This is a genomic window from Bacillus cereus group sp. BfR-BA-01430 (genome assembly GCF_022663115.1).
In the GTDB taxonomy this organism is placed as follows: Bacteria; Bacillota; Bacilli; order Bacillales; family Bacillaceae_G; genus Bacillus_A; species Bacillus_A cereus_BD.
The window spans coordinates 500,089-513,417 of the sequence record NZ_JAKUEW010000002.1; the positions used below are offsets into that span (position 1 = coordinate 500,089).

Here is a 13,329-nt window from a genome sequence, read left to right on the forward strand (position 1 = left end):
TATGAGTATGCTGTAATGTTTTCATATATTCACTAACGATTCGTATTCAAAATGCCATATTTCTTTTTAAATCTCATTAAAATCTTAATCCATGAAGAGCTAAATAATATAAGAAAGATCACATTTGAAATGGCATGACTTATATCAAAATAAAAACTTGTCGCATAATATGAAAGAAACGATTTCCACGTCACATCTTGTATAAAACCAAGAAGTCCCCAGGCATTCATAATCCATCCAAAGAAAAAGCCTGCTAAAAAGCCAAAAATTACTCTTCCAAGCAACTTTTTCATCATCCATGTGTTACGAAGGCATCCAGCTATAAACCCTATCATTCCCCACGAAAACATTTGCCACGGTGTCCAAGGACCTTGTCCTAAAAAAATATTAGATACAATCGCTGCTGTTGCGCCAATCATAAACCCTGCTTCACTTCCAAACACAACCGCCGATACAATGATGACAAATGAAGTTGGTTGCACACTTGGTATAATAGAAAATGGCACACGACTAACAGCCGCGATAGCCGCTAAAACAGCTACCATCACAATTTCACGTGAAACAAAAGCTCGCTTTTCAAAACGGATATAAAATGGCAACATTGTCAAAAAGAGCAATAAAAAACTAGACAACATATAATGTTTACTCATGATAAGCGACGTAAAAAGAAGTGTACTAATAATGACTAGAAAAAAACAGACTATAAAAGTAAAATATCGTTTGGACACGCTTCGTACACATCCTCCCACGTTAATGCATAAGGCAACCTTTTCCGAATAAAACGATTAATCGCTGTTGTATAAAAGAAGTTACCGCTAAAAAATTCTTTTGGTTCATCATTTATCATTACCTTTCCATCAAATAACATCATACACTGGTCCACATATTTTGCAGCAAATTCAATGTCGTGTGTTGCCATGACAATCGTTGTTCCTTCTCTTTGCAGAGCTTGAAACAACCGACCTAATTTTTCTTTTTTTGCTGGGTCTACCCCTTTTGTCGGCTCATCTAATAATAATAAACTTGGCTTTGATAATAGCGCGATACATAATGCAAGAAGTTGTTGTTCTCCACCGCTACAATCATGTGGATAACGTTCACAAATAGAACGAAGCCAAAACCGATCGAGCATATTTTCTGTCACTACATTTGCTTCTGCTCCATACAATTCACGTGCTCGTTCAAATACTTCCTCCCTCACTGTATCACAGGAAAAATGATAGTATGGATGTTGCGATACATATCCAATTTGTTTAAACCTTTCCTTCGAATGGAGTTTATGAATCGCTTCCCCATTCCAGCGTACTTTTCCTCTTCTTGCTTTTTGTAAGCCTGCTAAAACAGTTAACAATGTCGATTTTCCCGTACCATTTTTTCCGACAAGTGCAATCCATTTTCCTCTTTCAATACACATCGTTAAATCTTGTAAAATAAACGGACTATGCTTTTCATATTGAAACGATATATGATTTGCTTCCAATATAGTATCTTTTTGTTTTGCTTGCTTTTTACTCTGCTTTTCTATCACCGCCCCAGAGCGAAGATGTGACTGAGCTTCACGCACTGTAAAAGGAATACTCCCTGCATTCCATTCTAAAAATAATCTTGGAATTTGCGGAATAAAGGGATGCATCTTTTCATGTTGCCACATATTTACTACAACAGCTGCTGGTTTCCCGTCATACTTAATCCGTCCATTTTCCATACATATCAGTCTTGATGCAAGAGGAATGACTTCATCTAAACGATGTTCACTCATCACAATCGTAATCCCAAGTTCTTCATTAATTCGCTTTAAAAGGCTTAAGAAATCTTTTGCGGCAATGGGATCTAACTGCGCTGTCGGCTCATCCAACAATAATAATTTAGGTTGTAAAACTAGAACAGCCGCTAAATTTACAAGTTGTTTTTGCCCTCCAGATAAAGTATGAACAGATTGATGTAGCAAGTCTTGAAAGCCTAAAAAGCTAATGAGCTCTGCAATTCTTTTTTGAATCATGTGAGATGGAAGTCCAATATTTTCTAAAGAAAAAGCCATTTCTTGTATAACTGTATCCATAACAAGTTGATTTTCAGGATTTTGGAATACCATACCAACCTCTTGTGCGGATATTATATCTGGTATTTCCTGCAAATGAACCCCCTCATAAAAAATATCGCCTCTTCGTTTTCCAATAGGGAGTAATTCTTTTTTGAAATGTTTTAAAAGCGTTGTCTTTCCGCATCCTGATTCGCCTGCTAATACAATAAATTCACCATGTGTAACAGATAAAGAAACGTTTGCTAAAGCTTCTACGTCTTCATCAGCATATATAAACGATACATTTTTCACTTCTGCATGCGCCACCATATCCATTCCCTCCCCTCCATCATAATAGGTAAACTAATGAACATAATAAATAAAATAAATTGTATACCATCATATTGCTGAAACAGAATCGTTTCTACTCTCGGATAAATAAGCAGTTTACCAGCCCCATACAAGCTAAATAAACAGCAAACAAGTAATACAATTATAAAATAGATGACTACAAACCAATCTTGCTTAGCCATTCGATATCGAATATATGTACTTCGCTTTGTAACACCAAACCCTCGCGCCTGCATAGAATCTGCTGTTTGCAGCGCCTCTTCTAGCGAGCAAACAAGCAATACTTGCAAAAGCTTCATTCCGTTTTTCAGTCGCTCCGTAAGTGAACCTGAATCCAATTGTGCACCTTTTGTTTTTTGAACGAGAGTAATTTGTCGCAGCCTTCTTATAAACAACGGAACAAAGCGGACTGTAATCATCGTTAAAAGTGCAACTTTCGGAGAAATTCTCGAAAATAAATATAAAAATTTATGACTTGAAATCGTATCATTGTAAGAAGTAAATGTAAACATAATGGCCATTAAAGATAATCCCATGACAACGCCATACATACACGCTTCAAATGTAATGCGACTATCTCCTAAACGAAATAATGTTGTTGCTCCTCTATGCGTGAATAAAGCATTTAGCGCAATAATGAGCAGAAAAAAAAGAAACGTACTTGGCAGCATTTTTCTTATTTTTTCACCATTGCCTTGCATGATGTTCAAAATGAGTAGCAAAATAATGCCGCTCATTAAAAAAAGAGGATGAAGACACACCATACAGAGTATCATCACCCCAATATAATAAATGAAATTTACAAAAGGATGTAAAGAAGAAAAAATAATTTTCATAACCCTTTACCCAATGCCCTTTCCTAATTTAACACATATACCCATTCAATTTTATCGCCTGGTTTCACTGTGACTGCACCAGCACTTCGGTTTGGAAAAGTTCCATTTACACGGTATTTCCATCCGCTCGTACTCGCTACATCTTTTTCGTATAAATCATTAATACCTTTTACATAAATACTATTTCCAAATCCACTTGCATCTACATCTAATCCTGTACGTTGCAATACTTTATAAACGGTGTCTCCTTCTTGCACATCCACTTTAGTTGCGCCTAGTAAATACCCTTCATGCCCTTTCACAGAAATTGTAACTTGTTTTTCTTGCGGTTTTGGAACTGGTGTTGGAGTTGGATCTGGCTTAGGGGCAGGCTTCGGAACGACTGGTTGCGGAGCTGATTGTTCCTGCTTTGGCGTTTCTTTTGTCTCATGAACAATTGCCGGCTCTTTTTTTGTTTCAGTCTGTTCTTGCTGTTTTGATTCGGTCTTTTCTTCATTTCCTTTTTGTTGTTCTTCAGAAGCAACTGTTTGTTCTGTTTGCTCTTCTTGTTTTACTTCAGGCTGTTCTTTTTGCTCTTGTTGTTTTTCACTCGATTGTTCTTCTGTTTGTTTTTGCTCTTCTAATTGCTCTTCATTTGATTGCTGTTGTTCAGGTTGCTTTTGCTCTTCTTGTTTCGGTTCATCCTGTTTTTCTTCTTGCTTTTCAACCTCTTTTTGTTCCGTCTGTTTAGAGGCAACTTGTTGCTTAGGCTTTGCTTCGTTTTGGCTGCACCCTACAAGCAACCCAAATGATAAAACAAACGTGAGAAACCATTTCATCATGTTCATGTTATTTTCACCTTCCCTAATAAAATTAGGAGCAAATCATTGCTCCTAATTTTTGTTAAGCTGCTTTTCGTCTCCATAAAGCGTATGCAGAAGCAATACATATTACACCCATTCCGACCGGCATAGCAGCTTCACCAGTTGCTGCTCCTGTTTTTGGTAATTGACGAGTTTGTGTCGTTTTCTCGTTATGATGGTCTGCTTCTTCTTGTACAACAATATTTGATGAATCATCTTTCGGTTGTTGTGTTTGTTCTTTCATCTCTTGTTCAACTACCGGTGCTTCTACCTCAGCCTCTACAATGGGTTGGTCTGGAATTTCAACTTCTATTCGATCGTTTGACCAATCATAAATAGAACCGTTCTGATTTAAAAATACTTTATACTGAATCAATGCTAAAAGTGCTTGTTCAGTAGCCATGGTGTTGCCCTCTGTATCGCTTGGCAACCATTTAAATTCACCATTCTCTAGTTGATAAGAAAGAAGATTTTGCACTGCATTTCCATTCTTTTTCGTAAACTTAGATTCAGTTGGATTACTTCCTATCGCAGATAAACCTAATACCGCTTGTGCAACACTGTTAGCATTCTCTTGGCCATCTGCCTTAAACCCACCGTTTTCTAATTGTTTACTTGATAAATATTGTTCTGCTTTCGCAACAGCTTCTTTTACTTCTTGTTGATTTTGATAAGGTGCTAACGCAGATAAAACCATCCCTGTTACATCCACACTACTAGCGTTTTCCTTACTACTTTCCACATTATATGTCCAACCACCATCTGTATGCTGTGCATGTAAGATTTCTTGCACTAAAGCAACGCGGCTCCATTTCGCTCCTACTGGCACTTCATATTTTTTTGTATCCAGCGCAATTAATGCAAATGTATAACCAGTAACAGAATTTAATGTATCCGATTGATAAAGGAGCGGTATTAAATTTTGCCCCGCTACGTTCGTTGGATCTGCATTCATCGCTGTCAATCCAATCACAGTTCTCGCGATATCTGTTGCTGAAAAACGATGTAAACGTTTCTCAACTTTTTTCGTAACCGACTGTACATAATTGATTTTTTCTTCCATTGGTACTTCCTGTCCCGAGCGAGACAGTCCAACGGCCATCCAGTCCGTACCAATCCCACCTTGTAACATTCTTTCTGATGTTTTAGAGATGGCCTCTTCTACTTGTTGCTTTACTGCATTGTTGTCTACATATTGATGCTCTTCTACTTTTGGATTTTGTTCTAGCTCTGGTTCTTTTGGTTTGTTGGCTTCATCGTTTACTTCTGTCTCTGTATTTTCTTGAATTGTTCCTTCTGTGCCTTTATTTTCTTTACTATCTTGTTTTTGTTCTTCTTGCTGATTTTGATCCGTTTTACAAGTCCCTATTTTGTCTACAGTTTGCTGCAACGTTTCTTGATTCATATTGTTCCAATCTACAACAAAACGGTATGCAACAACGTCTCCAGAAGTTAATTTATAACTATCTGCTCCTACCATTGCTGCTTTATCGTTCACATCATATGTCCAGCCACTTGTAGCACCGCCCATTAAACCATCGATACCTTTCACAAACATACCGTATTGTGAATTTTCAGCTACTACTTTATCCCCCAGGACTTTTTGTAATAAGCTGTAAGCTGTTTCCCCATCTTCAATTGACACTTCTTTCGGACAAAGAATAATGCCTCTTTGCGATTCCCCAATAATCGCAAGCGTTGCTGTTTTTCCTTCTGCAAACGTAATATGTACTGTATTTGCAAATGACACAAATACGAGCGCGACTGACATTATCGATGTCAGCAGCCATTTTTTAAATATTGCCATTCTTAATTATTCCTCCCTTTACTTACTATTAACATTAAAAGGCCCCTTCAAGAGCATACAATCTCACTTTAAAGTGAAAAATCAATTACATACTCTCTGTTTATATATAGCATTTCTATTTGAATAGAAAAAACTATGTAGCTCATGAAGACGTGTAATAACATTCATTTTTGATGGTAAGCATCATTCATTACTACAAATTCTTCTATTTTAAGGAATCAGTAAACGACATACCTATATATTCATAAAATAATAAATTTCTGTATTATTTTACTATTGACATAAGATTTTGTCTATGTTTTATTAGATTTATTTTCTAAGATTAATAGATTATTTTATATGCTAAAAACTTTTTATTCCATACCTTCATGAAGCTGCTTTTCCGAAACAACCACACCATCTTCATCCGCATATACATATTGATTTGGAATCCAATCGATTGCTCCAAAATGTAATGGAACTTCCGTTTTTCCTTTTCCTTCTTTTTTACTTCTTTTTGGCCTTGTACCTAACGCCAAAATACCAATATTTATATTTTTTAATTCTTTAGAATCACGAACATAGCCATATACAATAATCCCTGCTAATCGTCGTTTTTCCGCAATATCCGCCAAATTATCTCCAAGTAATGCACAATTTGTAGACGCACTACCATCCACAATGAGAACGGTCCCTGCCGGTACAGTTTTTAATGATTCTTTCACTAAAACATTATCATCCTTTACTTTCACCGTAGCAATTTTCCCATGGAACTGCGTTTTTTTTCCATATGATTGAAAAGCTAGCTGACATACTTGCACCTCATTGTCAAAAGCATCACAAAGATCTGCTGTTTTCCACATGTTTCTCCCTCTCTTCTTTTACATGATATGTTACATATTCTTATATTTTTTTATTTCCCCTGTCTTACATTGCAAAATTTTGTATACTATACATAGAACTATATATAAGGAAGTGTACTATATGAGTAGCAAAACAAATGCTTGTCGACTTCTTGATCAACATAAAATTCCGTACGATGTCCATGAATACGAATGGGATGAAGAAAATTTAAACGCCAAGCATGTCGCAGAACAAATTGATCTACAACTAGAACAAGTTTTTAAAACGTTAGTTCTTAGAGGAGATAAAACCGGAGTTCTTATGGCATGTGTTCCTGCCCATAAAGAACTGAGTTTAAAAGCACTTGCGTCGGCAAGTCGTAATAAAAAAGTGGAAATGGTCCACATGAAAGAAATATTAGGACTGACAGGTTATATTCGCGGAGGGGTTTCACCTTTAGGTGTGAAAAAGAATTATCCATTATATGTGGATGAAACCGCATTAAATTGGGATATTATCAGTATTAGCGCCGGTAAACGAGGATTACAAATTTTTCTATCTGGCAAAGATTTAATTCAAGTAAGAAATGCTGTGACTGCTTCCATTGCAATTTAAAAAATATTGGTTTTTCAAATATTTCTTGTTATACTTTTTTGAAAACCTTAAGGAGAGAGTAATATAAAAAAAGAATAGAAAAAAACTTCTCCTCTCATGTATTACAGATGGAACATTTAAAAATTATTTATAATCTATCATCCGAAATCAGCGAAGACTCTTCTTTGCTGATTTCTATTTTCATTCTATACATTGTTGACATAATATATTTATGGTAAATATTTTCGAATAAAAAAAGAAGAAACTCCCGTTGTTTCTCCTTTTTTATATATTCGGTACATTATGAAAGTTTCGTTAACAATTGACTCAAGTCCTTTTTCGTTTTCGTTGTTAATGATTTCATTTTTGCAATGTCTATTTTTTGCTTCTCCGCTCCTACAATTAACGGATATATACTTTGGCCGATTGTTTTATAATCAGTTGGATGTGAAGCCTCTAACTCTTTTTCAACTACATCCCATTTTTCATTTATTTGTTTCCCTAGTTTATTTACGGTATCTAATTTAGGATTTGCTGCTAAATGTTTATCCAAACTTTCAACAAGTTGAACAACTTCTTTTACATTTGTTTTGACAGTTACCCCTTGCTTCGTACCTTTTGTTGTTGTTTTCCCATTTGTCGTTTGATCTGCCGACTTTGTACTTGCCTCTTTTTCTGTCGGTTTTCCACTCGTTGTTTGATCACTCGTATTGGTTTCCTTAGTCTTTTGATCTTTCTCTGTCTTTTCATTAGAGGACGTGCTTGTTTCTGTCTCTTTCGTTGTAGTCGTTGCATCCGCACTTGCTGTTTTTGCATCTTCTTGGACATTTGTTTGTTCTTGTTTCACTTGATCTTTTTCTGTGGAAGTACCGCTACAAGCTGTCATAGAAAGCATTGTGCCAATCGCTACAGATGCAATTGTTATCTTTTTCATTTTCATAAAAAAGCCCCCTACATTACTAATTTATCCTCTCCCTTTACGATTCTCTTTCTTCATACAAATCCCTTTTTGTCCAAACTACTTTCTTCCCGACAGTTATCTTCATATTTTTATCCGATTGCACGGTGCATTCCTTGCTGATATTTGTAGATTCCCCGCTCATTTGAAGAAAAAGAAAAAAATATTGTCATATTATGAATCGTATGCTTATCAAAAAGTTTGCTATTTTGACAATCTCTTTATTTGATAAATAAACATCAGAAAAATCAATCTATTTATTCCACTGATTAAAGTTTCACTTTATCACATAATATCACCATTGTTTACATAATTATATTATTAACCATCATATATTATCATGAATACTTTCTCTTGTTATTCCTCGCCCTATGTCCTTACTAAGTAAGGACATAAAACGAACTCTATCTATTCGCTCTACATTCACGCTATTTTTTCCACCTATAATCCCTTCCTCTTTCATTAAGTAAAAAATAAATCCTCTGCATACATACAGAGGATTTATTTCTTATTTAATATTTGCTAAAATACGTTCCGCACCTAATTGTATACTTCGAGTAATAATTGCATTGATAATGGTAAATGCGATGAATAGAATGATAAACATTCCCCACATACCAACTTCAAAATAGAAAAATAATGCGCAAACTCCACCTACAATAACTAGATCCATCAAAATATTAGCAAGGAAGTTCCATAACGTTGTATATCTACTCTTAAATAGTTTTTGCTCTGAGTCCCAATGTATATCTGCAGTTTGTGCATCCCAACGTACACCAATTATATTTGTGAACCATAAACCATTGGCACTAAGCAATATCCATAATAATGTAAAGATTGGCGAAATACCGCCGAAAATTGTCAGAACAACTCCAAATACAGCTAATATTGTTATATTCACAAACCATGCTGTAAATACTTTTGCCAAAAAGAGATCTGATGCTTTTACTGGTAAATAACGATTCACATACCATGAACTTCCGTCTCTAGAAAAAGAGGTTGTGGCAATAACATTACTCCCCATTAAAAATAACCCGGCACAAAAACCAATACCTAGCGCTAAACTAGACCACTCTGGATTTTTTACATACGTCGAAATCCACGTTAAGTTTCCATCTTGCACGAAAATAATAAAGAAAAACATAATTGGCAGAACAAAGGTGTTCACGATACAATTGATAAAAAATTGTGGCGTTCTAAATAAAATTTTGAACTCTTTTTTTATATATGCTTTTATATGTGAACTTTGTACAGTCGATTTTTTTAAATTTTCTACTGAAATACGCTCTTTTTTTGCCATACTGGTTGAAAGCCCGATAACGCCTTTTAAATATGTACGTTGTGCAACATAGAAAAACAACACGAAAAAGGTAAATGAAATCACTGCAAAAAGGAATACATAAACAATTCCTTTCCAAGATGCATTTTCTATTAAACCCATCGCTCCGAAATATGTTGTTGGAAAATAGTTCGTGATTTGAACCAATAAGGAGGATTGATGCTCAGCAAAATAGGTAGCTACCATATCTTCTGACGCTACATTTTTATTTCTCCATTGCATAAATATATTAATGCCTACAATAAATAATAAAGTTACTAATCCAATGAATATATTACCTCTATCTTTATTTTTCGCAACGTTTGTATATCGCATAAGCAATGTCATTAAAAGTGAAGCAAGTACAAGCGGAATGATTGGGAAAAAGATATAAATGATTAGAACGTATACATAATATGTAATAAATGCACCACTTTGTATTCCATAAACAATGAAAATTGGTAATAAAATAAAGGATGCCATTACATACTGTGTAATTAATACGGTAATAAATTTCGCAGTAATAATTTGAGCTGGCTGTAAAGGTAATGGTAGTAACGTTTCAACGTCATTATTATAATAAAATACAGTTAAAATATTTGTAATACTAATAACAAATACCCATATGCTCGCAACAGCCAATCCCATACCAAGCAGCAACGTTTCTTGTCCAAATGCTTTCATTTGTACATACATTCCATATGTAAGTGGTCCAATAAATATAAATCCCGCAAATAATAGTGCTAAAAAGGAAAAAGCATACGCCCATCGTTTCTTTTTATCTGTTATAATGTCGGCATAATTTAATTTCAATAGTACCTTTGTTAGTGTCCAAATTTTATTCATTTCCTGTCATCTCCAAGAACATTTTTTCAAGGGACTCATTCGATTTAAAATGATCTCTCATTTCTGTTAAATTCCCTTGAAACTGTAAGCTCCCCTTATTAATAATCGCAACGCGGTCGCATAACTTCTCTGCTACTTCCAATACATGCGTAGAGAAAAATACTGTTTTTCCTTTATCGGCATGTTCTCTCATCATTTGTTTTAAAGTAAACGCTGATTTAGGATCCAATCCTGTCATCGGTTCATCCAGAATCCATACATCTGGATCATGAAGAAGAACACCAATGATAATAATTTTTTGCCTCATTCCATGTGAATAACTTTGAATTTGATCAGATAAAGCATTGTATAAATCAAATCTCTCTGCTAACGATTGAATCTTTTCTTGACGAACATCATGTGGCACCTCATACATATCCGCCATGAAATTTAAATATTCAATCCCTTTCAAGCGTAAAAACATATCGGGACTATCTGGAACATAACCGAAAGTTTTTTTCGCCTCCATCGGTTCTTGCGCCACATTTTTTCCATTAATTGTAATTGTCCCTTTATCAATTGTATGAATACCTGTAATCATCTTAATAGTTGTTGATTTTCCAGCACCATTCGGACCTAAAAAACCAAAAATTTCCCCATCTGGAACTGTTAAGTTTAAGTCTTTTACTGCATATGAATTCTCGTTATAACTTTTCGAAACATTCACAATTTCAATCATATTATCCAATCATCCCCTCTATTACCAATAAAATAGTATATTTATTATATCATAGTTATATCATGTGATTTTAATATTTTTTATTTTCACGCTTTATTAACCGTAAAAATAAATATATAAACCTAAACCAACTGTTAACACAGCCGCAAGCAGAAGATAAATTATTGTAAGTCGTCTAATATTCCCTTTCGTTGATTTACTATAATGTTCGTCCCCTTTTCTACCTATCATAACTGTCCCAATTACAGTTACTACCACAAATCCCAATATAAATATCACGAATTGTTTCATATTTTCTTCCCCTCCTTCACAACTATTTTACGCTATTCTTTTTATTTATCATGCTTACATTGTATCATTTTTCTAAACTTTCAATCCCCTTTCTTTATCATCTATGTAAAATAAATCCAATTGTTACTAATAATCAGCGAAAATGTGATATATTTATAACATAAATTTATATATGTATCATCTAAAAGGAGACTATACAATGAAAACGACATGGATCAAATATCTTGGATTCCTTGGCTTCTTCGGCTTTCTCGGATTCTTTTACTACAAAGGATTGTTTAGTATGTTTTGTTTCTTTTCCTTTTTTACAACTTATAGGAAGGTCAAACATGATGAACTCTTTGAACAAATTGTTAATAAAGCGTGTCGAAATGCGTTTATCGTTTCACTATTGGCCACGACTATCATTCTATTCATAGAAATTCTACTCCCAAATTCACCTTTACAAGAATTCGATATCGCTATCATTTTCAGCTTACTCATTCTCACATTTAGCTTCTCTATTTATGCTTACGATATACCAATTGATGAAATGGAAGATGTGCCATGGCGTTCATAACAAAAATAAAAGAATTTCGCACGAGGTTACATATGACGCAAGAGGATCTAGCAAAACGAGTTGGTGTGCGCCGAGAAACGATAAGCCATCTAGAAAAAGGAAAATATAATCCTTCTTTACAACTCGCGCATGATGTCGCCAAAGCATTACAGACTACAATTGATGAGATATTTATATTCGACGAATAACTTCTCCATATAGAAACGAAGAGGATGTTATACAACATCCTCTTCGCTTATTTTTCTTATCTTTAATTCTCTAATAACAAATCTTTCATTCTATCCAATTGTTCATTTGTGAAACCTAAGCCGTTCTTAGCATAGTTTCCTATATTTCCATATTTATTATATATTTCATCAATCGCTGCTTGTAAGTATTCAGCACGAGCTTCAAACATTGCAGCTAATATCGCTTTACTCTCTTCACTCTGTACATTTGCGCCTAATAGTGCCATCATTTTTTGATTTAATTGTTCGCGAAATCCATTACTTAATAAATAATCTTCCATTACCGTTTTTTCTGGAACACCGAGCAGAAGTAATAATAAAGCTGAACCAAAACCAGTGCGATCTTTACCCGCTGTACAATGATTAACAAGCGGCAAGTTTTCCGGATCTTGCGCCAGTTGTAAAAACTTCACAAACGCTTCATTTCCCGTTACAAAGTCTTTATTCATTTTCACCAAATATTCACCTGGTTTTCCTAACTTCGACACATCCCCTACTTGGAAAAATTCATTTATATTTAAATCTTTTGCCAAGTCTTGCATAACTGGCAAGCATACTTGTCTAACACCTTGAATGCGAGGGTTCGGCTTATGTTTCACTTCAAAATCTGTCCGGTAATCACAAATTAATCTCAAACCGGATTGTTGTAAATAATCTATATCAGCCTCTGTTAAACCGGCTAATTCTTCCGAACGAAATATTTTGCCCCACTTTACTCTACGTCCATCTGTCGTTTCATATCCCCCTAAATCTCGGAAATTAAATGCTCCTTGAAGCGGTAACTTGCGTTCTGCGACTGTAACAGCCTGCCCATTACTCCCTACTAATCGAAAGTAGGGGCGCACATTGTCGTTTGGGCTTTCAATTGTACATGATGATTGTCCCGATACTTTCAATAACAATTCACCATTTTCTTCAATTCCTTCCGAAACAGTATCCCAATATATATGAACTTCCTCCAGCCCCTCTTCCCATTGTATATGTAACATATTATCTTCATTTCGCTCAACACTAGCATGTAACCCATTTCTTTGCTGTTTCATTATTTCATCCACTCTTTCTGCGTATTGTTTATATATTATTGTATTACATAAATGCTATTTTTGTCCTCATTACCGTTCTTTCACAAACTAAGCATTT

General features: G+C 34.9%; 14 protein-coding genes and 1 pseudogene. 3 read left to right on the top strand and 12 right to left on the bottom strand.

Going from position 1 to position 13,329, the window contains the following annotated elements; all coding sequences use genetic code 11:
- Positions 1-32 precede the first annotated feature (32 nt).
- From MR058_RS07030 to rraA, 7 genes and pseudogenes are all read right to left on the bottom strand, one after another.
- Positions 33-728 carry an ECF transporter S component gene (locus MR058_RS07030; protein WP_242143286.1) on the bottom strand — a complete coding sequence of 232 codons (696 nt, stop codon included), beginning with the start codon at positions 726-728 and terminating at the stop codon, positions 33-35.
- A complete protein-coding gene (locus tag MR058_RS23600) occupies positions 701-1,564 on the bottom strand; it encodes an ATP-binding cassette domain-containing protein (protein WP_396021427.1) in 864 nt (287 codons plus the stop codon). Before MR058_RS23600 ends, MR058_RS07030 begins: the two co-directional genes overlap by 28 nt.
- A pseudogene (locus MR058_RS23605) lies at positions 1,540-2,356 on the bottom strand (energy-coupling factor ABC transporter ATP-binding protein); the annotation flags it as partial. The gene MR058_RS23600 and the pseudogene MR058_RS23605, both read right to left, overlap by 25 nt.
- A complete protein-coding gene (locus tag MR058_RS07040; protein ID WP_242143288.1) occupies positions 2,329-3,207 on the bottom strand; it encodes an energy-coupling factor transporter transmembrane component T in 879 nt (292 codons plus the stop codon). The pseudogene MR058_RS23605 and the gene MR058_RS07040, both read right to left, overlap by 28 nt.
- A 23-nt stretch (positions 3,208-3,230) precedes the next feature.
- Entirely contained in the window at positions 3,231-4,034 is an 804-nt protein-coding gene (locus MR058_RS07045) for a DUF4430 domain-containing protein (RefSeq protein ID WP_242143289.1), read from the bottom strand.
- Between the two features lie 55 nt (positions 4,035-4,089).
- Positions 4,090-5,856, bottom strand: coding sequence for a DUF4430 domain-containing protein (locus MR058_RS07050; RefSeq protein WP_242143290.1), 1,767 nt, complete (start codon positions 5,854-5,856; stop codon positions 4,090-4,092).
- Between the two features lie 353 nt (positions 5,857-6,209).
- The gene (gene rraA, locus MR058_RS07055) at positions 6,210-6,698 is read right to left on the bottom strand and encodes a ribonuclease E activity regulator RraA (protein ID WP_242143291.1); all 489 of its coding nucleotides are present in this window, start codon (positions 6,696-6,698) and stop codon (positions 6,210-6,212) included.
- Positions 6,699-6,819: 121 nt separating this feature from the next.
- On the opposite strand from rraA, the gene ybaK reads away from it, so the two are divergent.
- Positions 6,820-7,293, top strand: coding sequence for a Cys-tRNA(Pro) deacylase (gene ybaK / locus MR058_RS07060; RefSeq protein WP_242143292.1), 474 nt, complete (start codon positions 6,820-6,822; stop codon positions 7,291-7,293).
- A 280-nt stretch (positions 7,294-7,573) separates the two neighbouring features.
- Here ybaK and MR058_RS07065 read toward each other — a convergent pair whose 3' ends face one another.
- The 4 genes from MR058_RS07065 to MR058_RS07080 form a co-directional block, all read right to left on the bottom strand.
- Entirely contained in the window at positions 7,574-8,212 is a 639-nt protein-coding gene (locus MR058_RS07065; RefSeq protein WP_242143293.1) for a hypothetical protein, read from the bottom strand.
- A gap of 526 nt (positions 8,213-8,738) precedes the next feature.
- On the bottom strand, positions 8,739-10,394 hold the full coding sequence (locus MR058_RS07070) for a putative ABC transporter permease subunit (protein ID WP_242143294.1): 1,656 nt from the start codon (positions 10,392-10,394) through the stop codon (positions 8,739-8,741).
- Positions 10,387-11,112: an ABC transporter ATP-binding protein gene (locus tag MR058_RS07075; protein WP_242143295.1), complete on the bottom strand. Its 726-nt coding sequence runs from the start codon at positions 11,110-11,112 to the stop codon at positions 10,387-10,389. Before MR058_RS07075 ends, MR058_RS07070 begins: the two co-directional genes overlap by 8 nt.
- Positions 11,113-11,208: 96 nt before the next feature.
- Positions 11,209-11,403, bottom strand: coding sequence for a hypothetical protein (locus tag MR058_RS07080; RefSeq protein WP_242143296.1), 195 nt, complete (start codon positions 11,401-11,403; stop codon positions 11,209-11,211).
- A 199-nt stretch (positions 11,404-11,602) separates the two neighbouring features.
- Between MR058_RS07080 and MR058_RS07085 the strand changes: the two genes are divergently transcribed.
- Positions 11,603-11,962 carry a DUF2178 domain-containing protein gene (locus MR058_RS07085; protein ID WP_242143297.1) on the top strand — a complete coding sequence of 120 codons (360 nt, stop codon included), beginning with the start codon at positions 11,603-11,605 and terminating at the stop codon, positions 11,960-11,962.
- Positions 11,950-12,150 (top strand): helix-turn-helix transcriptional regulator, encoded by a 201-nt coding sequence (locus MR058_RS07090; protein ID WP_242143298.1) that lies wholly within the window; start codon positions 11,950-11,952, stop codon positions 12,148-12,150. The genes MR058_RS07085 and MR058_RS07090 overlap by 13 nt, the downstream gene beginning before the upstream one ends.
- A gap of 62 nt (positions 12,151-12,212) precedes the next feature.
- On the opposite strand, the gene MR058_RS07095 is transcribed toward MR058_RS07090, so the two are convergent.
- Positions 12,213-13,232 (bottom strand): tyrosine-protein phosphatase, encoded by a 1,020-nt coding sequence (locus MR058_RS07095; protein ID WP_242143299.1) that lies wholly within the window; start codon positions 13,230-13,232, stop codon positions 12,213-12,215.
- Positions 13,233-13,329 lie beyond the last annotated feature (97 nt).